Origin of the sequence: Nonomuraea sp. H19 (assembly GCF_052068215.1) — a bacterium.
Classification (GTDB): domain Bacteria; phylum Actinomycetota; class Actinomycetes; order Streptosporangiales; family Streptosporangiaceae; genus Nonomuraea.
In genome coordinates this window covers 394,000-415,712 of sequence record NZ_JBQHCV010000005.1, presented here as the reverse complement: position 1 = coordinate 415,712, position 21,713 = coordinate 394,000, and the positions used below count along the sequence as shown (strand labels likewise).

Annotated in this window: 20 protein-coding genes and 1 pseudogene; 12 read left to right on the top strand and 9 right to left on the bottom strand. The window is 69.5% G+C overall.

The features are described 5' to 3' along the window. Window positions 1–4 precede the first annotated feature (4 nt). Both ACTMTI_RS13675 and ACTMTI_RS13670 read left to right on the top strand, forming a co-directional pair. The gene (locus tag ACTMTI_RS13675) at window positions 5–577 is read left to right on the top strand and encodes a winged helix-turn-helix domain-containing protein (RefSeq protein WP_441120658.1); all 573 of its coding nucleotides are present in this window, start codon (window positions 5–7) and stop codon (window positions 575–577) included. Beyond that, window positions 574–1,857 carry an MFS transporter gene (locus ACTMTI_RS13670; protein ID WP_441120657.1) on the top strand — a complete coding sequence of 428 codons (1,284 nt, stop codon included), beginning with the start codon at window positions 574–576 and terminating at the stop codon, window positions 1,855–1,857. The genes ACTMTI_RS13675 and ACTMTI_RS13670 overlap by 4 nt, the downstream gene beginning before the upstream one ends. On the opposite strand, the gene ACTMTI_RS13665 is transcribed toward ACTMTI_RS13670, so the two are convergent. Then, on the bottom strand, window positions 1,805–2,650 hold the full coding sequence (locus ACTMTI_RS13665; RefSeq protein ID WP_441120656.1) for a glutathione S-transferase family protein: 846 nt from the start codon (window positions 2,648–2,650) through the stop codon (window positions 1,805–1,807). The two genes, ACTMTI_RS13670 and ACTMTI_RS13665, sit on opposite strands and share 53 nt — an antisense overlap. A gap of 121 nt (window positions 2,651–2,771) precedes the next feature. On the opposite strand from ACTMTI_RS13665, the gene ACTMTI_RS13660 reads away from it, so the two are divergent. The 7 genes from ACTMTI_RS13660 (at window position 2,772) to ACTMTI_RS13630 (ending at window position 10,723) form a co-directional block, all read left to right on the top strand. Further along, window positions 2,772–3,644, top strand: a complete 873-nt coding sequence (locus tag ACTMTI_RS13660; RefSeq protein WP_441120655.1) for an SDR family NAD(P)-dependent oxidoreductase — start codon at window positions 2,772–2,774, stop codon at window positions 3,642–3,644. A 196-nt stretch (window positions 3,645–3,840) separates the two neighbouring features. Then, the gene (locus ACTMTI_RS13655; RefSeq protein ID WP_441120654.1) at window positions 3,841–4,998 is read left to right on the top strand and encodes an ROK family transcriptional regulator; all 1,158 of its coding nucleotides are present in this window, start codon (window positions 3,841–3,843) and stop codon (window positions 4,996–4,998) included. A 16-nt stretch (window positions 4,999–5,014) separates the two neighbouring features. Then, window positions 5,015–6,499 carry a sugar ABC transporter ATP-binding protein gene (locus ACTMTI_RS13650; protein ID WP_441120653.1) on the top strand — a complete coding sequence of 495 codons (1,485 nt, stop codon included), beginning with the start codon at window positions 5,015–5,017 and terminating at the stop codon, window positions 6,497–6,499. Beyond that, entirely contained in the window at window positions 6,499–7,506 is a 1,008-nt protein-coding gene (locus ACTMTI_RS13645) for an ABC transporter permease (RefSeq protein ID WP_441120652.1), read from the top strand. Before ACTMTI_RS13650 ends, ACTMTI_RS13645 begins: the two co-directional genes overlap by 1 nt. Next, window positions 7,503–8,552 carry an ABC transporter substrate-binding protein gene (locus ACTMTI_RS13640; protein ID WP_441120651.1) on the top strand — a complete coding sequence of 350 codons (1,050 nt, stop codon included), beginning with the start codon at window positions 7,503–7,505 and terminating at the stop codon, window positions 8,550–8,552. Before ACTMTI_RS13645 ends, ACTMTI_RS13640 begins: the two co-directional genes overlap by 4 nt. 11 nt (window positions 8,553–8,563) lie before the next feature. Next, on the top strand, window positions 8,564–9,715 hold the full coding sequence (locus tag ACTMTI_RS13635; protein WP_441120650.1) for a Gfo/Idh/MocA family protein: 1,152 nt from the start codon (window positions 8,564–8,566) through the stop codon (window positions 9,713–9,715). Between the two features lie 3 nt (window positions 9,716–9,718). Continuing rightward, window positions 9,719–10,723: a sugar phosphate isomerase/epimerase family protein gene (locus ACTMTI_RS13630; protein WP_441120649.1), complete on the top strand. Its 1,005-nt coding sequence runs from the start codon at window positions 9,719–9,721 to the stop codon at window positions 10,721–10,723. A gap of 174 nt (window positions 10,724–10,897) precedes the next feature. Here ACTMTI_RS13630 and ACTMTI_RS13625 read toward each other — a convergent pair whose 3' ends face one another. From ACTMTI_RS13625 to ACTMTI_RS13615, 3 genes are read right to left on the bottom strand one after another with little or no spacing between them, the layout of a single operon-like run. Further along, window positions 10,898–11,986 (bottom strand): Zn-dependent alcohol dehydrogenase, encoded by a 1,089-nt coding sequence (locus ACTMTI_RS13625; RefSeq protein ID WP_441120648.1) that lies wholly within the window; start codon window positions 11,984–11,986, stop codon window positions 10,898–10,900. 41 nt (window positions 11,987–12,027) lie between these two features. Beyond that, window positions 12,028–12,219 carry a ferredoxin gene (locus tag ACTMTI_RS13620; RefSeq protein WP_345389450.1) on the bottom strand — a complete coding sequence of 64 codons (192 nt, stop codon included), beginning with the start codon at window positions 12,217–12,219 and terminating at the stop codon, window positions 12,028–12,030. After that, window positions 12,216–12,668 (bottom strand): pyridoxamine 5'-phosphate oxidase family protein, encoded by a 453-nt coding sequence (locus ACTMTI_RS13615; RefSeq protein WP_441120647.1) that lies wholly within the window; start codon window positions 12,666–12,668, stop codon window positions 12,216–12,218. Before ACTMTI_RS13615 ends, ACTMTI_RS13620 begins: the two co-directional genes overlap by 4 nt. Before the next feature lie 85 nt (window positions 12,669–12,753). Here ACTMTI_RS13615 and ACTMTI_RS13610 point away from each other — a divergent pair, with 85 nt between their 5' ends. After that, the gene (locus ACTMTI_RS13610) at window positions 12,754–13,389 is read left to right on the top strand and encodes a class I SAM-dependent methyltransferase (protein ID WP_441120740.1); all 636 of its coding nucleotides are present in this window, start codon (window positions 12,754–12,756) and stop codon (window positions 13,387–13,389) included. A 7-nt stretch (window positions 13,390–13,396) separates the two neighbouring features. On the opposite strand, the gene ACTMTI_RS13605 is transcribed toward ACTMTI_RS13610, so the two are convergent. The 4 genes from ACTMTI_RS13605 to ACTMTI_RS13590 all read right to left on the bottom strand — a co-directional run bounded on the left by ACTMTI_RS13605 (window position 13,397) and on the right by ACTMTI_RS13590 (window position 17,546). After that, window positions 13,397–14,392, bottom strand: a complete 996-nt coding sequence (locus ACTMTI_RS13605; protein ID WP_441120646.1) for a DUF1702 family protein — start codon at window positions 14,390–14,392, stop codon at window positions 13,397–13,399. A 112-nt stretch (window positions 14,393–14,504) separates the two neighbouring features. Then, the gene (locus ACTMTI_RS13600) at window positions 14,505–15,572 is read right to left on the bottom strand and encodes a prenyltransferase (protein ID WP_441120645.1); all 1,068 of its coding nucleotides are present in this window, start codon (window positions 15,570–15,572) and stop codon (window positions 14,505–14,507) included. After that, entirely contained in the window at window positions 15,569–16,279 is a 711-nt protein-coding gene (locus ACTMTI_RS13595; protein WP_441120644.1) for a class I SAM-dependent methyltransferase, read from the bottom strand. The genes ACTMTI_RS13600 and ACTMTI_RS13595 overlap by 4 nt, the downstream gene beginning before the upstream one ends. A gap of 28 nt (window positions 16,280–16,307) precedes the next feature. After that, window positions 16,308–17,546, bottom strand: coding sequence for a glycosyltransferase family 4 protein (locus ACTMTI_RS13590; RefSeq protein ID WP_441120643.1), 1,239 nt, complete (start codon window positions 17,544–17,546; stop codon window positions 16,308–16,310). 307 nt (window positions 17,547–17,853) lie between these two features. On the opposite strand from ACTMTI_RS13590, the gene ACTMTI_RS13585 reads away from it, so the two are divergent. Beyond that, on the top strand, window positions 17,854–18,909 hold the full coding sequence (locus tag ACTMTI_RS13585; RefSeq protein WP_441120642.1) for a GDP-mannose 4,6-dehydratase: 1,056 nt from the start codon (window positions 17,854–17,856) through the stop codon (window positions 18,907–18,909). Window positions 18,910–19,230: 321 nt separating this feature from the next. Next, a pseudogene (locus ACTMTI_RS13580) lies at window positions 19,231–20,037 on the top strand (DUF559 domain-containing protein); the annotation flags it as partial. A gap of 164 nt (window positions 20,038–20,201) precedes the next feature. Here ACTMTI_RS13580 and ACTMTI_RS13575 read toward each other — a convergent pair. Next, window positions 20,202–21,386 (bottom strand): cytochrome P450, encoded by a 1,185-nt coding sequence (locus tag ACTMTI_RS13575; RefSeq protein WP_441120641.1) that lies wholly within the window; start codon window positions 21,384–21,386, stop codon window positions 20,202–20,204. Between the last annotated feature and the right edge of the window lie 327 nt (window positions 21,387–21,713).

Genomic DNA, 21,713 nt, shown 5'->3' with positions numbered 1-21,713 from the left:
ATGTGTGGAGGAGCAATACAGGATCAGTGACCCGCAGGTGCTCAAGGTGGTCGCCCACCCGCTGCGGGTCCGGCTGCTCGGCCTGCTGCGCCGTGACGGCCCGGCCACCGCCAGCGAGCTGGGCCGCAAGGTCGGCGAGAGCTCCGGCTCGACCAGCTACCACCTGCGCGAGTTGTTCAAGTTCGGCTTCATCGAGGAGGACGCCGAGCAGCGCGACGGCCGCGAGCGCCGCTGGCGGGCCCGCCACCGCTACACCTCGTGGGACGCGGCCGAGATGTCGGACACCGGCGAAGGGCGCGAGGCGGTCAAGATCATGCACTTGCGGCAGGCCGAGCTGGTCGGGCGGGTGATGGAGCAGTTCGACGTCGCCGAGTGGCCCCGCGAGTGGGTGGACGTGTCCGGAATGAGCGACCACATCCTCACGCTGCCGCCCGCCGCGCTGCGCGAGTTCACCGAGCAGGCCACGGAGCTGCTGCTCGACCTCGCCGCCCGATACGTCGACCATCCCGATGCCCGTCAGGTCAATGTCTGGCTGGGCGCCGTGCCGTTCTCCCGATCGGAAAGGGACGACCGATGACCGCCCGCTCCGCGTTACGCCGCTACCTGCTCGTCAGCTTCCTGACCTGGCTGCCCCTGGGGCTCATGATGGCCTCCATGGTGCTGCTGATGACCGAGAGAGGTCTCAGCGTGGCGCAGGTCGGGCTGGCCATGACCGTGTTCGGGATCGTCACCGTCGGCCTCGAGCTGCCCACCGGCGGCCTCGCCGACGTCGTCGGGCGGCGCGTGGTGCTGGCCGCCGCCGCCGCGTTCCTCGTGGCGGGGCTGGCGCTGATGAGCATGTCCACGACGTTCTGGATGTTCCTGGCGAGCGTCGTGCTCAAAGGTGTGGCCAGGGCGCTGTCCAGCGGCCCCGCCACCTCCTGGTACGTCGACACACTCCACGAGATCGAAGGCCGTGACGCCGACCTCAAACCGGGCCTGGCCCGCGGCGGCGCCATGGAGTCGGCCGCGCTCTGCCTCGGTGTGCTGGCCGGCGGCTGCCTGCCGCTCCTGGTGCCGTCCTGGCTGATGTTCCCGCTGGCGGCGCCGAGCCTGGCCGGCGCGGTCGCGGCGGCCGTACTGCTGGTCGTGGTGCTGCTCGCGCTCCCCGAACCGGCGCACGCCCGCAGGTCTTTGTCCGGCGTGCTGCGCGAGGTGCCCGTCACGGTCGTCGCCGGCGTGCGGCTGGCGACCGGCGCTCCCGTGCTGCGCCGCCTGATGCTCGCCGCCGCGAGCTCCGGCGTGGTGCTGGTGTCCATCGAGCTGCTCACGCCCGGTCGCCTGGCCCAGCTCGCCGGCGCGGCCGAGGCGGGCGGCATGGCCTACGCCGTCGTCGCCGCGCTCGGCTTCGCGGGCAGCGCGGCCGGCAGCGCCCTGGCGCCCCGCGCGGCGCGGCTGGCGGGCGGCTCGGCCAGAGGCGCGATCGCCGGGACGGTGCTGACCGCACTCTCGGTCGGCGCGCTGGCCGCCACGGCGGGGCTCGGCGGCGCCTCCGGGCTCATGACCGCCGCGCTGGGCTACGTCGTCCTGTTCGCCGGGCTCGCCGTGACCAGCTTGCTGTCCCTGGAGATGACGCACAACGCGGTCACCGCCGCCGAGCGCACCACCGTGACCTCCACGAGCTCGCTGTCCCTGCAGTCCGGCGGGATCGTGGCCAACCTCACCTTCGGCGCGCTGGCCGCCCAGGCGGGCGTCGCCGCCGCCTGGGCCGTCGCCGCGGCCGTGATGCTCGCCTCGGCCCTGCTGTTCGTCCGGATGCCGGTGGCTACAGACTCCAGTCGAGCTCGGGTCCCACGGGCACGATCCCACTCGGGTTGATGTCCGGCTGCGTGAGGTAATAGTGACGCTTGATGTGGTCGAAGTCGGTGGTCTCGTGGAAGGCCGGGATCGCGTACAACCTCCGCGTGTACGCCCACAGCGCCGGATAGTCGATCAGCCGCCGGACCGAGCACTTGAAGTGCCCGTGGTAGACGGTGTCGAACCTGGCCAGCGTCGTGTAGAGGCGCACGTCGCTGTCCGTCAGCGTGCCGAAGAGGTACGCCGACTCCGCCAGGCGTACCTCCAGGAAGTCGAGCGTGGTGAAGACCCGCGCCACCGCCTCCTCGTACACCTGCTGGTCCCGGGAGAAGCCGGCCTCGTAGACCGCGTTGTTGAGGCCGTGGTAGATCCGGTCGTTCATGATGTCGATGTCGGGGCGCAGGCGTTCCGGATAGAGGTTGGGCGAGGTGCCCCACGACATCTCCAGATCGAGGGTGATCTGCTTGAAGTCGTTGGTGACGATCCGCTTCTCCGTGGTGTCCCAGATGCACGGAACGGTGTAGCGGCCCGTGAAGCCGGGGTCGGTCGCGTGGTAGAGCTCCGACAGGTACTCCGGGTCGCCGCCGGGGATGCGCCAGCCCTTTTCATCCCGGATCGGGTCGACGATCGTGACGTCCAGCAGGTCCTCCAGGCCCAGCAGCTTCCGTACGATCAGCACGCGCTGCGCCCACGGGCAGGCGTAGGAGGCGTAGAGGCGGTAGCGGCCGGGCTCGGGAGGGCCGAGGCGTTCCGTGAAACGGCTCGACTGCCGGACGAAGCGGCCATCGTCTGAGATCTCGCGGCTCAGCTTCATGGAACTAGTAGAACATGATTCGAATGCCGGGCTTCATCCGGGTGAGCCGGAGCTGTGCGCGCGCCGCGGCCGGGTTATCGTGATTCGTACTAGAACGTTGTTCTCCTGCGTTGGAGGTTCGATGCTTCGGTTCGATGACAGGGTCGCGATCATCACGGGGGCCGGACACGGCCTCGGCAGGTCGCACGCGCTGCTGCTGGCCGAGCGGGGCGCCAAGGTCGTCGTCAACGACCTCGGGGGCGCGCTCGACGGCACGGGAGCCTCCGCCGGGCCCGCCGTGGAGGTGGCCGAGCTCATCACGAAGAACGGCGGGCAGGCCATCGCCAACGCCGACAACGTCGCCACGCCGGAGGGGGCGCGGGCCATCGTGCAGGCCGCCGTGGACGCGTTCGGCAAGGTGGACATCGTCGTCAACAACGCGGGCATCCTGCGGGACAAGTCGTTCGGGAAGATGACGGCCGAGGAGTTCGACGCGGTGCTCGCCGTGCACGTACGCGGGTCCTTCCTGGTCAGCCACGCCGCCTACCCGCTGATGAAGGCGGCCGGATACGGGCGGGTCGTCAACACCTCAAGCCCGGCCGGGCTGTTCGGCAACTTCGGCCAGGCCAACTACTCCACCGCCAAGATGGGGCTGGTCGGGCTGACCAAGACGCTCGGCATCGAGGGCGCCCGCAACGGCATCAAGGCCAACGCCATCGCGCCCGTCGCCTGGACCCGGATGACCGAGGCGCTGCTGCCCGCCGAGTTCGAGGCCAAGTTCGCGCCGGAGCGGGTGAGCGCGCTGGTGGCCTGCCTCGTGCACGAGTCCTGCGAGGTGAGCGGCGAGGTGTTCACCGTCGGGGGCGGCCGGGTGGCACGGGTGTTCGTGGCCGAGGGGCCGGGCTGGAAGTCCGACGAGCTCACGCCGGAGACGATCGCGGCCAACTGGGAGCTGGTCATGGCCGAACAACCCTACGTCTTGACGGCCGGCGACTCGATGAAGGCGATGCTGTAGGACGTACCGGCTCCCACGCGCCTCTGGCCGGTCCCCGTCTGTGACGGGGGCCGGCTTCGTTTTGCGGCGGAATGGATCCCGAAATGTCGGGTTATGGGGTGCGTGGGCGGTCTTTGTTCGATCTTCGGCGAAAGTCGGCGGAGTTTGGTCGATTCTCACTCTTGATTTGCCGCATCGGTGATCTTATTGTCGCGGCATGACCCCCCAGCCGGGCTCCGCGGCCGACGTGCTGACGCTGATCAGCGCAGGCTCGGCGACGACCCGTTCCGATCTGGCGAGGCTCACCGGCCTGGCCAGATCCACGATCTCCCAGCGGGTCGACGCGCTGATCGAGCGCGGCCTGGTGGAGGAGACCGAGAGCGGGGAGTCCACCGGCGGCAGGCCGCCTCGCCAGTTGCGCCTGCACACCGAGGACCACGCCTTCGCGGGCGTCGACCTGGGCGCCACGCACTGCCGGGTCGCGTTGCTGGACATCTCGGGCAACGTGCTGGCTGAGTGCGAGGACCGGCTGCTGATCGGCGAGGGCCCCGAGCAGGTGCTCGGCCACGTGGACCAGCGGCTCGACCGGCTGCTCGGCGAGGCCGGGCGGCCGCGCTCGGCGCTGCGCGCGATGGGGATCGGGGTGCCGGGGCCGGTGGAGTTCGCCACCGGGCGGCCGAACAACCCGCCGATCATGCCGGGTTGGAACGACTACCCCGTCCCCGAATACTTCGACGGCGTCAACGTGCTGGTCGACAACGACGTCAACGTGATGGCGCTGGGCGAGCACCGCAACGCCTTCTCCGGCACGAGCCACCTGCTGTTCGTCAAGGTCGGCACGGGCATCGGCTGCGGCATCGTGGCCGACGGCAAGCTGCACAGGGGCGCTCAGGGCTCGGCGGGCGACATCGGGCACATCCGGGTCAGCGGCCACGAGGACGCCGGCTGCCGCTGCGGCAACAGCGCGTGCCTGGAGGCCGTGGCCGGCGGGGCGGCGATCGCGCGGCGGCTGACCGAGCTGGGCCTGCCGGCCGAGTCGGGCGCCGACGTCGTCGGGCTCGTACAGACCGGCAACACCCAGGCGCTGCGGCTGGTCAGGGAGGCGGGCCGGCTCATCGGCGAGGTGCTGGCCAGCCTGGTCAACTTCTTCAACCCCGAGGTCATCGTCATCGGCGGCGCGCTGTCGCGGGTGCACGAACACCTGCTGGCCGGGATCAGGGAGACGGTCTACCGCAGGTCACTCCCGCTGGCCACGCACCACCTGTCGATCACGCCGAGCCGTACGGGGATCAACGCGGCCGCGCTCGGGGCGGGGATCCTCGCCATCGAGCACTACCTGTCACCGGACAACATCAACCGCATCGTCAACGCCTGAAAGATAGGGACCTCCGATGCTGGTCATGAAGGGCATCGTCAAGCAATTTCCCGGCGTGCGCGCGCTGGACGGGGTCGACCTGGACGTACGGGCGGGCGAGGTGCACTGCCTGCTCGGCCAGAACGGCGCGGGCAAGTCCACCCTGATCAAGGTCCTGGCCGGGGTGCACCAGCCGGACGAGGGCACGATCGTCTTCAACGAGCGGGAGGTGCGGCCGGGCAGCCCGATCGACGCCATCAGGCTCGGCTTCGCCACCATCTACCAGGAGCTGGACCTGGTCGACGGGCTCACCGTGGCGGAGAACATCTTCCTCGGCCACGAGCACGCCCGCCTGGGCTTCGTCAACCGGGCGGCCGCCAGGAAGGCCGCCCGCGAGGTGCTGGAACGGCTCGGCCACCCGGAGATCCGCCCGGCGGCGGAGGTGGGCCGGCTGTCGCCGGCGGCCAAGCAGGTCGTGTCGATGGCCAGGGCGCTCTCCCACGACGCCCGCCTGATCATCATGGACGAGCCGTCCGCCGCCCTCGCCCACGACGAGGTCGCGAACCTGTTCCGGATCATCCGCGAGCTCACCGCCCAGGGCGTGGCCGTCGTCTACATCTCCCACCGCCTGGAGGAGATCCGCGAGATCGGCGACCGGGTCACGGTGCTGAAGGACGGCCGTACGGTCGCCGTGGGCCTGCCCGCCCGCGACACCCCCACTGCGCAGATCGTCTCCCTCATGACCGGCAGGAACGTCGAATACGTCTTCCCGCCCCGAGGGGGTCGCACGCTCGGCGACGAGGTGCTCCGCGTCGAGGACCTGACCTCGCCGGGCGTCTTCGCCGATGTGTCGTTCTCGGTGCGGGCGGGCGAGATCGTGGGCCTGGCCGGGCTCGTCGGCTCGGGCCGCTCGGAGATCCTGGAGGCGGTGTACGGCGCCCGCCCCGCCACCGGCCGCGTCCTGTTAGACGGTGCCCCGGTGCGCCGCGGCGTGGTCGGCGCCGTCCGGCGCGGCATGGGCCTGGCCCCCGAGGAACGCAAGGCCCAGGCGCTCCTTCTCGACCAGAGCGTCACCGCCAACATCACGCTGGGGACCCTGCCGGGGTTCGCGAAATTCGGCTGGATCGACCGCAAGCGCGAGCGGGCCGAGGCCCGGCGGCTGTCGGAAATGCTGGACATCCGGCCACCCGATCCGGACCGCCCGATCAGAACGCTGTCGGGCGGCAACCAGCAGAAGGCCGTGCTCGCCCGCTGGCTGCTCGGCGGCCGCAAGCTGCTCCTGCTGGACGAGCCCACCAGGGGCGTGGACGTGGGCGCCAGGGCCGAACTGTACGCGGTGATCCACGACCTGGCCGAGCAGGGCATCGGCGTGCTGCTGGTCTCCAGCGAGGTCCCAGAGGTGCTGGGCCTGGCCGACCGGGTGCTCGTGCTGCGCGAAGGGGCGGTCATCCACCAGGGCGACGCCGCGGAGCTGGACGAGCACCGCGTACTCGACATGATCATGAATGGGAGGGCGGCGTGATGAGCGAGCCTGCAACGGACCGGCCGCGTACGGGAGCGCCCGCGCCCCCGGTGTCGCGCCGCTTCGCCCTCGGCGAGATGCGGCATCTCGGCCTGCTGGGCGCGCTGGCGCTACTGGTGATCGTCGGCCTGGTCACCAGGCCGGAGAACTTCGCCACCACCTCCAACCTGGTCAGCATCCTGTCCCTGGCCGCCACGATCGGCGTCATCACGGTCGGGGCCACGTTCGTGATCATCGGTGGCGGCATCGACCTGTCGGTGGGCGCGGTCATGGCGCTGGCCTCGGTGTGGGCGACGACTCTGGCCACGCAGTCGTACGGGCCGTGGATCATGGCGTTGTGCGCGATCCTCGTCGGCACCGGGGCGGGGCTGGTCAACGGGTGGCTCATCGCGTACGGGCGGCTGGTGCCGTTCATCGCCACGCTGGCCATGCTGGTGGCCGCCCGCGGGCTGGCGCAGCGCATGTCCGACCGCAAGACGCAGCTCATCCAGACCGACAATTCCGGCATTGTCGAGCTGTCGACCACGCGCGTGCTCGGGGTCCCGCTGCTGGTCTACATCTTCGCCCTGGTCGTGGTGCTGGGGTGGATCCTGCTCAACCGGACCACGTTCGGGCGGCGGACGTACGCGGTCGGGGGCAACCCCGAGGCGGCCCGGCTGGCCGGGATCGACGTGCGCAGGCACACGATGCTGCTCTACGCACTGTCCGGGCTGTGCTGCGGCATCGCCGCCATCCTCATCATGGCCCGCACGACGACAGGTTCGTCCACCCACGGCGACCTGTACGAGCTCGACGCCATCGCGGCCGTGATCATCGGCGGCACGCTGCTCACCGGGGGCCGGGGCACGATCATGGGCTCGATCCTGGGCCTGCTGATCTTCACCCTCATCACGAACCTGTTCATTCTCAACGGCCTCAACACCAGCGACCAGCTGATCGCCAAGGGCCTGATCATCGTCGTCGCCGTCCTTCTCCAGCGGCGGAACCTGAAGGAGAGAACACCATGAGTGAGAAGAACGTCGGGCGCAGGGGACTCCTCGTCGGCGGAGCCGCACTCTTAGCGGCCGGCTGCACCAGCAACGAGCCCGCGGCCGCGCCTGCCAGCGCGGCACCCGCTCCAGCCCCCGCCGCCAGCGGCAACGACCAGCCGGGCCAGAAGGTCACCATCGGCTTCTCCGCTCCCGCCGCCGACCACGGGTGGATCGCGGCGATCGCCAAGAACGCCGAGGCCACCGCGAAGCAATACTCGGACATCGATTTCAAGCCCGTCGAGCCGACGAACGACATCAACCAGCAGATCTCCGCGGTCGAGTCGCTCATCGCGGCCAAGGTGAGCGCGCTGGTGATCCTGCCGAACGACGGCCAGCAGCTGAACCAGGTCGCGCTGCAGGCCACGCAGGCGGGGATCCCGGTCATCAACCTCGACCGGATATTTCCCGACAAATTGGCTTATCGGACGTGGGTCGGTGGCGACAACTACGGCATGGGGGTGGCGGCCGGGCACTTCATCGGCAAGCAGCTCAAGGACAAGGGCGTGGCCAACCCGGTGATCGTGGAGATCCAGGGCATCGCCACGCTGCCGCTCACGCAGGACCGCAGCAAGGGGTTCGCCGACGCGCTGAAGACGTACGGGTTCAGCGTCACGGCCAAGCAGGACGCCAAGTTCACCGTCGAGACCGGCAACCAGGTGGCCACGTCGCTGCTCCAGGCGCACAAGAAGATCGACGCGCTCTGGAACCACGACGACGACCAGGGCGTGGGCGTGCTCGCCGCCATCAAGGAGGCGAACCGCAACGAGTTCATCATGGTCGGCGGCGCCGGCTCGCTCAACGCGATGAAGGAGATCCAGTCGGGCACCTCGGTGCTGAAGGCCACGGTGACCTACAGCCCCACGATGGCCTCCTCCGCCATCAAGCTGGCCCGCTTGATCGCGCAGGGCAAGGGCATGAGTGATCTGGTGGAAAACCAGGTGCCTCAGTCCATCACGCTCGCATCCGAGACCATCACCAAGGATAACGTCGACAAGTACCTGGCACTCGGCTTCGAATCCTGATCGGGGGTTGCATGTCAGACAAGACCACCATCGGCGTGGGCATGGTCGGCTACGCGTTCATGGGCCGTGTCCACTCCCAGGCCTGGCGCAGCGTGGGGGCCTTCTTCGACCTGCCGCTCGCGCCGCGCATGGCGGTGCTCGCCGGCCGGTCGAAGGAGCGCACCGAAGCGGCCGCCGCGCAGCACGGCTGGGCCGCCGTCGAGACGGACTGGAGAGCGCTGGTCGCGCGCGACGACGTGCAGATCGTCGACATCTGCACGCCCGGCGACTCGCACGCCGAGATCGCCATCGCCGCGCTCGCGGCGGGCAAGCACGTGATCTGTGAGAAACCGCTGGCCAACACCGTCGCCGAGGCCGAGGCCATGGTGCGGGCGGCGGCCGGGGCGACGGGCAAGAGCATGGTGGCCTTCAACTACCGGCGGGTGCCCGCGGTCGCGCTGGCCCGCCGGTACGTCGAGGAGGGCCGGCTCGGCGAGATCCGGCACGTGCGGGCCCAATACCTGCAGGACTGGATCGTCGATCCGGAGTTCCCGCTGGTGTGGCGGCTGCAGAAGGACAAGGCCGGGGCCGGGGCGCTCGGCGACATCGGCTCGCACATCGTGGACGCGGCCGAGTTCATCACCGGGCAGCACGTCGTCGGCGTGTCGGGGCTGACGGAGACCTTCATCAAGCAGCGTCCGCTGGCGGGGGAGTCCGCCGGGCTGGGCGCCTCCCGTACTGATTCCGTGGGCGAGGTGACCGTCGACGACGCCGCGCTGTTCATCGGCCGGATGTCGGGAGGGGCGCTGGCCTCGTTCGAGGCCACGCGCTTCGCCACCGGGCGCAAGAACGCCATGCGCATAGAGATCAACGGCCAGCTCGGCAGCCTGGCCTTCGATTTCGAGGCCATGAACGAGCTGTGGTTCAGCTCTGGCGGCGGCGGCTTCGAGCGGATCCTGGTCACCGAACCCGATCATCCTTACGTGGGCGCCTGGTGGCCTCCGGGGCATGGGCTCGGCTACGAGCACACCTTCACCCACGAGATCAAGGACTTCCTGGAGGCGATCGCCACCGGAGCCGACCCCGCGCCGTCGTTCGCCGACGGGCTGCGGGTGCAGCGGGTGCTGGAGGCGGTCGAGCGGAGCGCGGCTGAGGGCAGCCGCTACACGAACGTGGAGGATTGACCGATGCGACCAGTCACGCTGTTCACGGGACAGTGGGCCGACCTGCCGTTCGAGGAGGTGTGCCGGCTGGCGGCCGAATGGGGCTACGACGGGCTCGAGATCGCCTGCTCCGGTGACCACTTCGACGTGGCGCAGGCCATGGCGGATCCGTCGTACGTGGAGCAGAAGCGCGCCCAGCTCGACAAGCACGGCCTCAAGGTGTGGACCATCTCCAACCACCTGGTCGGCCAGGCCATCTGCGACCACCCCATCGACGAGCGCCACAAGGCCATCCTGCCGGCCCGCATTTGGGGCAACGGGGATCCGGAGTCGGTACGCCAGGCCGCCGCCGAGGAGATGAAGAACACCGCACGGGCGGCCTCGCTGCTGGGCGTGGACACGGTCGTCGGCTTCACCGGGTCGTCGATCTGGCACACGGTGGCCATGTTCCCGCCGGTGCCCGCCTCGGTCATCGACGCCGGCTACCAGGACTTCGCGGACCGCTGGAACCCCATCCTGGACGTCTTCGACGAGGTGGGCGTGCGCTTCGCGCATGAGGTCCACCCGAGCGAGATCGCCTACGACTACTACACGACGGTGCGGACGCTGGAGGCCGTCGGCCACCGGCCGGCGTTCGGCCTCAACTGGGACCCGTCGCACATGGTCTGGCAGGACCTGGACCCGGTCGGGTTCATCCTGGACTTCAAGGACCGGATCTACCACGTGGACTGCAAGGACACGCGCATGCGCGTCGGCGACGGCCGCCGCGGCCGCCTGTCCTCGCACCTGCCGTGGGCGGACATGCGGCGCGGCTGGGACTTCGTCTCGACGGGGCGCGGCGACGTGCCGTGGGAGGACTGCTTCAGGGCGCTCAACTCGATCGGGTACGAAGGGCCGATCTCGATCGAGTGGGAGGACGCGGGGATGGACCGGCTGGACGGGGCCAAGGAGGCGCTGTCCTACATCCGCAAGCTCAACTCCATCACCCCGCCCGCCACCGCCTTCGACGCGGCCTTCTCCACCGAGTAGCCGTCAGGTCCCCGCCTTGGGGCAGACCTCCAAGGCGGGGAACTCTTTCAGATACTTCAGCCCGCTCCGCCGCGGTGAGGTCCCGGCCGGCCCGGGCGCAGACCGCGGCGGCGGCTTGCAGGCCCGGGCCGGCCCAGGGCGGCGCCCGGCGTAAGGTCAGGCTTCTGCCGGCCGTCAGTCCATGAGGACGATCTGGCGCAGCACCTCGCCGTTCCGGAGGGCCTCGACCGCGTCGTTCAGGTCGCCGAGGCGGATGCGGGCGCTGATCATCGATTCGAGGTCGAGCTGGCCGGCCTTGTGGAGCTTGGCGAAGTAGGGGAAGTCGTGGCGCACGTCCGCTTCGCCGTACACGCTGGACAGCAGGTTCTTGCCCTCGAACAGCAGGCTGAACGCCGAGATCGACACCATGTCGTCCGCCGCTCCCGCGCCGACCACGATCACGTCGCCGCCCTGCCGCGTGATCTGCCAGGCGCTCTGGATCGTGGCCGCCTTGCCGACCACCTCGAAGCCGTAGTCGAAGCCGGAGCCGCCGGTGAGCTCGTTGACCGCGTTCGGCACCTGCTCCGGCGTCACGGCGTGCGTCGCCCCTACCTTCTTGGCCAGCGCGTGCTTGGATTCCAGCGGATCGACCGCGAGGATCACCCTGGCGCCCGAGACGCGGGCGCCCTGGATGACCGACAGGCCGACGCCGCCGCAGCCGATCACCGCGGCCGTGGAGCCGGGGCGCACTTTCGCGGTGTTGATCGCTGCGCCCACACCGGTGGTGATGCCGCAGCCGATCAGGGCCGCCGCCTCCCACGAGACCTCCGGGTCGATCTTGATCGCGCCCTGCCACGGGACGACGATCTCCTCGGCCCAGGTGCCGCAGCCCGCCAGCCCGAACGCCGTCGCCCCATCGCCCCCGAACCGGAAGTTGCCCTTGCTGAAGGACTCGATCACGAACTTCAGGCACAGGTACGGCTGGCCGCCCAGGCACAGATCGCACTCCTGGCAGGCCGGCCGCCAGTTGATCACGACGTGGTCGCCCGGCTGGAGGGAGGTGACGTGCTCGCCCACCTCCACGATCTCGCCCGCGCCCTCGTGGCCGGGGACGAGCGGGACGGGCTGCGGCAGCACGCCGGATATGGCCGACAGGTCCGAGTGGCAGACACCCGTGGCTCTGATCCGGACCCGTACGTCCGCCGGTCCGACCGGCGCCAGGGCGACATCGTCGCGGATGTCGAGCTTGTCGTTGCCTACGGCGTGCAGGATCGCGGCGCGCATGGGGGGTTCCTCCTCCGGCTCGAAAGCTGGTCCGCCGAGGGCTAGTCCTCGATGGACAGGGCGGCTTTGGGGCAGGACCTGACCGCGTGACGGACCCGGTCCTGCAACTCGGGGGGCGGTTCGGGAAGCAGGATGTGCAGCTGGTCGTCGTCGTCGACCTCGAACACCTCCGGCGCGAGCCCCATGCACACGGCGTTGGCCTCGCAGACCAGTTCGTCTACCTTGACCTTCATCTGAGCCTCCTGTGGTCCCATGAGACCACTTTGGTGCTCTCGACGACGTACGCAACCCGCTTTTGCCCGGTCTGCTCGACGTAAGGGCGCAGAAGATCGTCCGGTACGTCCGGAGTCATCCTGCGGGCGACCGTCATGCCGATGTCCATGACCTGGTCCGGGTCGTCCACTCGCTCGGCCTTGCCGTACACCAGGACGCCGCGCAGCTCGTCGTACGCCTCTCCCGCCTCGATCAGGCAGCTCACCCGGGGGTCGCGCGCCAGGTTGTGGGCCTTCTGCGCCTTGCGGTAGGTCCAGAAGGCGATCCTGGCGTCGACCAGCCCGTAGAACATCGTCACCAGGTGCGCCGTGCCGTCGGGGTTGATGGTCGCCAGCTGCAGCTTGTTCGAGCTCTCCAGGAAGGCGGCCACGTCCTCGTCCGACATCGCGATGCGAGCGCGCTGATTCACGTGCCAAGTAGAACAGGTTTCAGAAGAGCGCTGCAAGAGCTCCCCGGAATGTTGTTCGGTTGGGTTAGAGTGGATCCTCATGACGATGCCGTCTGAGCTGCTCTACGCAGCTAAGCACGCCAAGGGGTTCATGCCGGACAACGAAGGGCTGGCGCTGTTCGAGGCGGCTCGGCAATACGGCCGGCGCGGGCCCATCTGTGAGATCGGCACCTACTGCGGCAAGTCCACGATCTATCTCGGCGCGGCCGCCAGACAGGCCGGGTCCGTGGTCGTCACCGTGGACCACCACCGCGGCTCGGAGGAGATCCAGCCGGGGTGGGCGCACCACGACCCGACCCTCATGGACTTCCGGTTCGGGAAGATGGACTCGCTGCCGACCTTCCGGGCGACGATCGCCGCGGCGGGGCTGGAAGAGGAGGTGATCGCCATCGTCGGTCGCTCCGAGCAGGTGGCCAAGCTGTGGCACACGCCGCTCGGCATGCTGTTCATCGACGGCGGGCACTCCGAGGGGCCGGTCACCCGCGACTACGAGGGCTGGGCGCCGCATGTCGTGGTGGGCGGGGCGCTGGTGTTCCACGACATCTACCCGGATCCGGCGCACGGGGGGCAGGCGCCATACCGGGTCTATCAGCGCGCACTGGAGTCTGGCGCGTTCAAGGACGTCGCGGTGGAGGGCTCGCTGCGCGTGCTCGAACGGACCAAGCCCCACCAAGGCTCATGAAGCCGTCCTAGGCGCGGTGCCTGCGGGCCCAGGAATGGCGGGTCTGGGCCTGCCAGGACCGGAAGTCGTCGTGCGTGTGGGCCTCGTGCCCGAGCGCGATGAGCGCCCGGTCCGTCCAGGCCGCCGCCTCATCGGGCTCGGCTCCCGTCAGGATCGGCACGGCATGCGCCGCGTGATCCGGCAGTGCCCCGGACCGCAGCCGCGCGGCCACGGCGAACGCGCATCCCTGCGCCAGATGACCACGGAACCCGTCGGCCCCCGCGTGATCAGCCAGCCACCACAGCTCGTCGGCCTCGGCCCCGCCCGTGTACGCGGCCGCGAACCCGACCCCGCTCCACAGGTCGCCGCGCCGTCCGGCCGGATAGCCCGCGATCCTGGCGGCGACGTCGTCGGGAGTGGCGCAGTCGTGATACCACAGCAGCCGCCCCAGCCCCTGGTCGAACACCGCGCAGTGGGCCCTGGTGAGCAGGTCGGGCATGGTCCGTTCGCCCACCATCCGATCGGCCCTGGTCAGGCTCCACTGGAAGCCGAACCCGTCCACCGCCAGCCACCGCAGCAGCGGATGCGCCTGCCGCGCGCCGCGTACGGGCCGCAGGCGCAGCAGCGCGTACCCGCGGCCGGCCCCCATGTAGGCGGCGTGGCGGTGGTGTTGAGCGGGGCCGGCCAGTAGCTCGTGAAGGCGCCGGCCCCGGGTCAATGTGAGGAGATCCAGCACGGTGCAGGCTGCGGCCGCGCCTTCGTAGCCGAAGGGCCGCTGCTCGGCCGGGATCTCCTCAACCTTCTCCACTTGCTTGGACAGCACCGCATTGTAGCCGAAAACATACGACTTTTCGGCATTGATGAAGACTGCCCGAGACGCTCCGGTTTTGAGCCGGAACCTTCGCCGGCCAAGATCGGACTCCAGCGGATCCTTCGCCAGGAACCTCCGCAGCCCCTTCGCCGGGGTGAGTGTCGGCTGGGTCCCAGCCTGGTCCAAGAACGATGTTGTGCCCGTGTCGCCCACGCTTCCCCCGAAGACGCCTCGTACGGCCACTACGAAACTAGTGAGCCCATTGCGCCTGTCCTCGGCGGCACACCGGATTTGCCTGGCAAAGAACCCGCAAAAGCCCTTGCCGTCAGTGCTCCTCGCCCTGCAGTTCCTCGGCTCCGCCCGTGTAGACGGCCGCGCACCCGCAGACGTCCGGGTCGAACACCGACGTCTCCGCCACGTCGCGGAACAGCCCTGACCCGCCGGAGAGCTCCAGCAGCGCGTCCGCCGCCAGGACGACGGCGGCGGCCGTGTAGCCCGAGCGCTCGTGCGGGAAGTGCTTGCGGTTGGCGAACTGCCAGCCCGTCCAGTACGAGCCGTCCTCGTGCCGCAGGTGCTGCATGTCCGTGAACAGCGCCACCGCCCGCTCCCGGTCTCCCATCGCGTCGAGCGCCAGCACCAGCTCGCACGTCTCGGCCCCGGTCACCCACGGCTGGTCGGACACGCACCTGATGCCCAGCCCCGGCACCACGAAAGTGGCCCACTCCCGGTCCAGCAACTCGGCCGCCTGCCGCCCGCGCACCGCGCCGCCGAGCACCGGGTAGTACCAGTCCATCGAGAAGCGGCTCTTGTCGGCGAACGCCTCGGGATGCGCCGACAGGACGTGCGCCAGCCGGTCCGCGGCCAGTTCCCAGTGCGGCTGCGGGTCACCCAGATGCTCCGCCAGCCGCACGCCGCAGCGCAGCCCCTGGTGGATGGACGAGCAGCCGGTGAGCAGCGCGTACGCCGCCGCCCGGCCCTGGGCGTCCCGTTCCCAGACGATCTCGCCCCGCTCGGTCTGCAGACCCGCCACGAAGTCGAGCGCGGCCTTGACCATCGGCCAGCGCTCCTCGGTGAAGGCCTGGTCGCCGGTGACGAGGTGGTGGTGCCAGAGGCCGGCGGCGACGTAGGCGGCGTGGTTGGTCTCGCCGCCCAGCTCCGTGGGCACGCCGTCGACCAGCTTCATCGGCCAGGAGCCGTCGGGGCGCTGGTGGCGGGCCAGCCAGGCGTAGCCGCGGCGTACCGGCTCCTCCAGGCCCGCGACGGACATCGCCATCAGGCACTCGACGTGGTTCCAGGCGTCGACGTGTCCCCCGGGCCAGGGGACGCCGCCGTCGGGCTGCTGTATCGCCGCGATGCTCGCGGCCGTCTGCATGACCTCCGCGCGGGAGATCATGGCTTCCTGACGTAGAGGACCACGCTCTTGCCGATGATCGGGTTGAGCACGGCTTCGGCGATCCTGGTCGCGGCCGGGCGCTTCATGATGTCCCAGACCAGCAGCTCGTGGTACGCCTTCGCGATCGGATGGTCGTCGTTGTTGACGCCGACCGCGCACTTGATCCACCAGTACGGTGCGTGCAGCCCATGGGCGTGGTGGTGGGGGCCGATCTCGAAGCCGGTGGACTTCAGCTTGGCCGACAGCTCGGCCAGCGTATAGATCCGGACATGTCCGCCGGGGGCGGTGTGGTAGTCCTCGTCCAGCGCCCAGCAGATCCGTTCGGGCAGGAAGCTCGGCACGGTGATCGCGGCCGTGCCGCCGGGTTTGAGCACGCGGAAGATCTCCCGCATGGCGGCCATGTCGTCCGGGATGTGCTCCAGGACCTCGGCCGCGATGACCCGGTCGAAGCTGCCGTCCTCGAAGGGCATGTCGAGCGCCGTGCCCTGGACGATCTCCCCGGTGGCCTCCGGCGGCACCTCGCCCGCCTTGTCCATCGCCGCGAACATGGCCGCCACGCCGTCCAGCTCCGACTGGTCCATGTCGAACGCGATCACGTCCGCCCCGCGGCGCAGCACCTCGAAGGCGTGCCTGCCGCCACCGCAGCCCAGGTCGAGCACGCGTACGCCGGGGCCGACGGGAAGCCGGGCGAAATCCACGGTCAGCACTGGTCGCTTTCTCCTTGTGATCTTGTGGTCAGCGCTTGCGGGCCGCGATGGCCTCGCGGTAGGCCTCGACGGTCTTCTTGGCCACGACGTGCCAGGTGTAGCGCTCCATGACGCGGTCGTATCCGGCCTGGCCCACCCGCTCGCGCTCCTCGGGGGAGTCGTGCAGGCGGCGCAGCACCGCGGCCAGCTCCTCGGCGTCGCCGGGCGGGACCTGGACGGCCGCGTCGCCGACGACCTCGGGCAGCGCGCCCGTACGGCTGGCCACCAGGGGCGTCCCGCAGGCCATGTGCTCGACGGCGGGCAGCGAGAACCCCTCGTACAGCGACGGCACGACCGAGATCTCCGAGGTGGCGATCAGCTCGCCCAGCTCCTCGTCGGAGATGCCGTGCACGAAACGCACCCGGTCCTGCAGTGACAGCTCCTGGACGAGCTGCTCGGTCGGGCCGCCGGGAGTGGGCTTGCTGACGACGGTGAGGTGTACGTCGCGTTCGGTGGCCAGCTTCGCCACGGCGCGCAGCAGCGTCGCGACGCCCTTCATGGGGGAGTCGGCGCTGGCGACCGCCACGATCGACCCCTTGCGCTTGGGCTTGTCCGGGCGCGGGTGGAAGTAGCGGGTGTCGACGCCGAGCGGGATCAGCCGCATGTTGGCCTGGGGGACGTTGAAGTCGCGGTGGATGTCGGCCAGCGACGACTCGCTGACGGTCAGGATGGGACTCAGCCGGGGCGCGACCCGGGACTGCATCTTCACGAACCCGTACCAGCGGCGCATGGTCAGCCTCTTCGCGCCGGTGGCGGCCTCGAGCTCGATGCGCCGGTCCACGCTGATCGGGTGGTGGATGGTGCCGACCACGGGGAACAGCTTCTGGATGCCCAGCAGGCCGTATCCCAGGGTCTGGTTGTCCTGGACGACGTCGAAGTCGCCGACCCGCTTCTTCAGCTCCCGGTAGGCGCGCAGCGTGAACGTCAGCGGCTCCGGGAACCCGGCCGTCCACATGGTGCCGACCTCGAGCCAGTCGATCCAGTCCCGGTATTCGCCCAGCTTGGGCGTTCTGAACGGGTCCTCGTCGCGGTAGAGGTCGAGGCTGGGCACCTCGCGCAGGATGACGCCCTCGTCCAGCTCTGGATAGGGCTGGCCGGAGAAGACCTCGACATGGTGGCCGAGCGCGACCAGCTCGCGGCTCACGTGGCGGAGATAGACGCCCTGGCCCCCGCAGGTGGGCTTGCTGCGGTACGACAGCAGCGCGACCCGCAGCGGCCGCTCCTGCATGGAAGCCCCTGGCGCTTGCTCCCCCACGGACACCCCTTTCTCCGCCGGTAGGGCCCTGCCTTCTCTGCCGGTAGGCCCTCTGAGAAGGCGTGTACCGTGAAAGATGACCTTAGTCCGAGAAGGCTACCATTCGGTAGCTCGTCTGGAATTGTTCACAATCGCTTCCACAGGCCGTGCGAACTGCGACGTTGCCGTAACCGAGCGTGGTTCGGTGGAACGCGTTCTACTTGGCTTGATGCTGTTTCCAGGCGCTTAGCTGTACATTCCCGTCCCAAAGGGACGCGGGACGCGATCGTTGGAGGACCTCTTGGCCAGGCGCGCTCTGATCACCGGCATCACCGGCCAGGACGGTTCCTATTTGGCGGAGCACCTGCTTGAGCAGGGGTACGAGGTGTGGGGGCTGGCCCGCGGGCAGGCGAACCCGCGCGTCTCCCGGATGCGCAAACTGCTCTCCGACGTCCAGGTGGTGCGCGGTGACCTGCTGGATCAAGGGTCGCTGATCTCGGCGGTGGAACGGGTTCAGCCGGACGAGGTGTACAACCTGGGCGCGATCTCGTTCGTCCCCATGTCATGGGAGCAGGCCGAGCTCACGGCCGAGGTGACCGGGATGGGCGTGCTGCGCATGCTGGAGGCGATCCGGGTGTGCTCGGGCGTCTCGCGGGGAGCCTCTGCCGGCTCTTCCGGGGCTGGTTCTTCTGGGATTGCTCCCGGGCAGATCCGCTTTTATCAGGCTTCCTCCTCCGAGATGTTCGGCCAGGTCAGTGAGACCCCGCAGACGGAGCGCACCGCCTTCCACCCGCGCTCGCCGTACGGGGTGGCCAAGGCCTATGGGCACTTCCTCACCCAGAACTACCGCGAGTCGTACGGGATGCACGCCGTCTCCGGGATCCTGTTCAACCACGAGTCGCCGCGCCGGGGCGCCGAGTTCGTCACCAGGAAGGTGACGCTCGGCGTGGCCAGGATCAAGCTGGGGCTGGCCACGGAGCTGCGGCTGGGCAACCTGGAGGCGCGGCGGGACTGGGGGTTCGCGGGGGACTACGTCAAGGCCATGCACCTGATGCTGCAGGCCGCCACCCCCGAGGACTACGTGATCGGCACCGGGCGGATGAAATCGGTCAGGGAGCTGGTGGAGGCGGCGTTCACGGCGGCGGGGCTGGACTGGGAGCGGTACGTGGTCACCGACCAGAGCCTGCACCGGCCGGCCGAGGTGGACCTGCTGTGCGCCGACCCGAAGAAGGCACGTACGCAGCTGGGGTGGGAGCCGATCGTGTCCTTCGACGAACTCGTCGCCATGATGGTCGACTCCGACCTCCGCCTCCTCACCAACGGCGGCGACCCGGATCAGGACAGTTCCTGGCCTTAGATTTTTTCTTTCTTTACGCGTTGCCGTGGTCGGCCACCCGCCGCTGCTGGCTCGCGCCTGTCCAGGGAAACGGCCGCTGACCGGTCAGTGGCGCGCCGCCGTTACGGCGCGCACGGGCACCGGCTCCGTGGCTTTGGCTTGGCCGGCTCATCGAGGGCTAGCAGCCGCTGCCGTCTCATGCCGAGCCCGGGCCTGAGGGTCGGGGCTCGGCGCCTGAGAAGTGCGCCGCAGGACGCGAGCGCCCTGTGGACAATCCATCCTCGTCCACAGAACCCTATTCGGCCCGATGTCGCGCTGCCGCCCTGATGCACCCTTGGCGCCATGAACCGACAACACCGCACCGCGCTTTCGCCCTCAGGCGCTCTCCTTGCCGGCACCGCCGCTATGGGGCCTTCCGGCGGCTCGATGGACGGCGGCTTGGTGGGTGGTGGCGGAACACCCGCCGTTTCCCCCTCTTTGATCGAGCGCGCCAGGCGCATCACCCGTGCAGTTCCGCAGGCCGTCGCATGCCGCCAGACGGCCGCGTACGTCTGGGGCCTCAACATCCTGCCCACCCCAGAGGCCGACTGGCCCATCGAGCTGACCGCCCCCAGCCACCTGGCGATCCCCGGCTGCGTCACCTACGTGGCGTCCCTGCCGGACGAGGACGTCACCGAGCACAAGGGCGTCCGGATCACCACCATGGAATGCACCGCCCTCGACTGCGCCCGCTGGCTGCCGCGCATGGAGGGCGTGGCGATCCTCGATCAGTTCGCCCGCAAGGGTGTCGATCTCGAAGCGTTGTGGCATCGTCCGCTCAATACCTGGCGCCTGCGCGACACCCTCAGCCTGGCGGACCGGGGAGCCGCCTCCCCCAGGGAGAGCCGGCTCAGGGTCATCCTCGTGGAGGGCGGCCTGCCCAGGCCCACCACCCAGATCAGGGTCGAGCTGGGCGAGGACCGATACGCCTATCTCGACCTGGGCTGGGAGGAGTTCAAGGTCGCGGTCGAGTACGACGGCCAGGACCACCACACCTCCACCACCGACCAGCAACGCGACACCGATCGCCGGGAGGAGCTACGACGGCGAGGCTGGCGGGTGATCGCCGTCCGGAGAGACGTCATCCCTGGCCAGATCGCCGACCTCCTCCACCATGTGGCCGACGCTTTGATCGAGCGCGGCTGGCAACCCGGCCCCGAGGGCACGACCCGCATCCTGCGCCGCATCCGCGCGGCCCGCCGCCGCTACCGCTTCAGGCTATGCGGCTGGAGTCCGCCGCCCGATCATGCGCCGGCGGCCGGCATGCGGACGCGTCAGCCGACGGTGACGGGCAGTTCCTTGATGCCGTTGATGAAGTTGGAGCGGAGGCGGCGCGCCGGGCCTGACTGGCGGAGGCGGGGGCGGCGGCGGGCCAGTTGTTCGAACAGGATGCGTAGCTCCAGCTTGGCCAGGTGGTTGCCGAGGCAGAAGTGGGCGCCGCCGCCCCCGAAGCCGATGTGCGGGTTGGGGCTGCGGCCGATGTCGAAGACGTCGGCGTCGGGGAAGACGGTGGTGTCGCGGTTGGCGGAGGCGTAGAAGACGACGACCTTGTCGTCGGCCTTGATCGGCTGCCCGCCCAGGACCTGGTCCGCCGTAGCGGTGCGGCGGAAGAGGTTCACGGGGGAGACCCAGCGGACGATCTCGTCGGCGGCCGTCTGGGCCAGCGTGGGGTCGGCGACCAGGCGGTTCCACTGGTCCGGGTGCTCGAAGAGGGCGAGCATGCCGCCGGAGGCCGCGTTGCGGGTCGTTTCGTTACCCGCCACGACCAGGAGGAGGACGAAGAGGTCGAACTCGTTCTCGTCGAGCGTCTCGCCGTTCTCGTCGGGCTGCAGGAGCTTGGTGACGATGTCGTTCTGCGGGTTGGCCCTGCGCTTGGCCGCGAGCTGGTTGGCGTAGGCGTAGACCTCCATGGCGGCGGCCGAGCCCTCCTCGGGGGAGGAGGCGTAGTCGGGGTCCTGGGCGCCGATCATGCGGTTCGACCAGTTGAACACCTTGTCGCGGTCGGACACGGGCGCGCCGAGCAGCTCGCAGATCACGTAGAGGGGCAGGGGCGCGGCGACCTCGGTGACGAAGTCGATCTCGCCCGTGCACTTGTCGAGGAGGTCGTCGCAGATGTCGCGGATGTGCTGTTCGAGGGCTCTGATGGTGCGCGGGGTGAAGCCCCGGTTGACCAGCGAACGCCGCCGCGTGTGCTCCGGCGGGTCCTGGTTGAGCATCATGAGCCGCTGGAGGGCGATCTGTTCCTCCGACAGATCTTCGAAGAGGGCGAGCTTCCGGTGAGAGGAGAACAGGTCGGAATGGCGCGAGACGTGGACGACGTCCTCATAGCGGGTGACGGCCCAGAATCCGGGCTCGCCCCCGTGCCGGTGGACGGGGGAGTTCGCGCGCAGCCAGGCGAGCTGGTCGTGCGGAGGTCCAGTGGTCGCGTATCGGTCCCTGTCGACGAGGTCGATGTGCACGTGGTTCACCCTCTTGATCAAGCGCTCGGCGACGTCAGCACGATAGAGCCTGCTGAAACGTGTTCTATTACGGCACTGTACGGCCGTCAAGGAGACACTGTACGGCCGTAAAGGGGACGGCTCGCTATCGGGCTCGACCTCCGATGTCTTCACTCCGGCGGAATTTCGGCGGTGTGAACGCGGCCAACGGGCCGGTAAAACGGGTTCACAGCCCATCGTTGCCAGGGCAAGAGTCTCTCCAGGTCACGGATCGGATGTTTCCCTCTCAGCGCACTTGACACACCCCGTCCGGCCGCACGAGCATCGGGAAACGAGACATCCGATGTA

Excerpts from the sequence above, each read along its gene's own strand:
- ACTMTI_RS13640 (WP_441120651.1), top strand. The coding sequence starts at position 7,503 with ATGAGTGAGAAGAACGTCGGGCGCAGGGGACTCCTCGTCGGCGGAGCC.
- ACTMTI_RS13610 (WP_441120740.1), top strand. The coding sequence starts at position 12,754 with ATGCCGTCTGAGCTGCTCTACGCAGCTAAGCACGCCAAGGGGTTCATG.
- ACTMTI_RS13635 (WP_441120650.1), top strand. The coding sequence starts at position 8,564 with ATGTCAGACAAGACCACCATCGGCGTGGGCATGGTCGGCTACGCGTTC.
- ACTMTI_RS13630 (WP_441120649.1), top strand. The coding sequence starts at position 9,719 with ATGCGACCAGTCACGCTGTTCACGGGACAGTGGGCCGACCTGCCGTTC.
- ACTMTI_RS13665 (WP_441120656.1), bottom strand. The coding sequence starts at position 2,650 with ATGAAGCTGAGCCGCGAGATCTCAGACGATGGCCGCTTCGTCCGGCAG.
- ACTMTI_RS13625 (WP_441120648.1), bottom strand. The coding sequence starts at position 11,986 with ATGCGCGCCGCGATCCTGCACGCCGTAGGCAACGACAAGCTCGACATC.
- ACTMTI_RS13590 (WP_441120643.1), bottom strand. The coding sequence starts at position 17,546 with ATGCAGGAGCGGCCGCTGCGGGTCGCGCTGCTGTCGTACCGCAGCAAG.
- ACTMTI_RS13660 (WP_441120655.1), top strand. The coding sequence starts at position 2,772 with ATGCTTCGGTTCGATGACAGGGTCGCGATCATCACGGGGGCCGGACAC.
- ACTMTI_RS13620 (WP_345389450.1), bottom strand. The coding sequence starts at position 12,219 with ATGAAGGTCAAGGTAGACGAACTGGTCTGCGAGGCCAACGCCGTGTGC.
- ACTMTI_RS13645 (WP_441120652.1), top strand. The coding sequence starts at position 6,499 with ATGAGCGAGCCTGCAACGGACCGGCCGCGTACGGGAGCGCCCGCGCCC.
- ACTMTI_RS13650 (WP_441120653.1), top strand. The coding sequence starts at position 5,015 with ATGCTGGTCATGAAGGGCATCGTCAAGCAATTTCCCGGCGTGCGCGCG.
- ACTMTI_RS13600 (WP_441120645.1), bottom strand. The coding sequence starts at position 15,572 with ATGATCTCCCGCGCGGAGGTCATGCAGACGGCCGCGAGCATCGCGGCG.
- ACTMTI_RS13655 (WP_441120654.1), top strand. The coding sequence starts at position 3,841 with ATGACCCCCCAGCCGGGCTCCGCGGCCGACGTGCTGACGCTGATCAGC.
- ACTMTI_RS13670 (WP_441120657.1), top strand. The coding sequence starts at position 574 with ATGACCGCCCGCTCCGCGTTACGCCGCTACCTGCTCGTCAGCTTCCTG.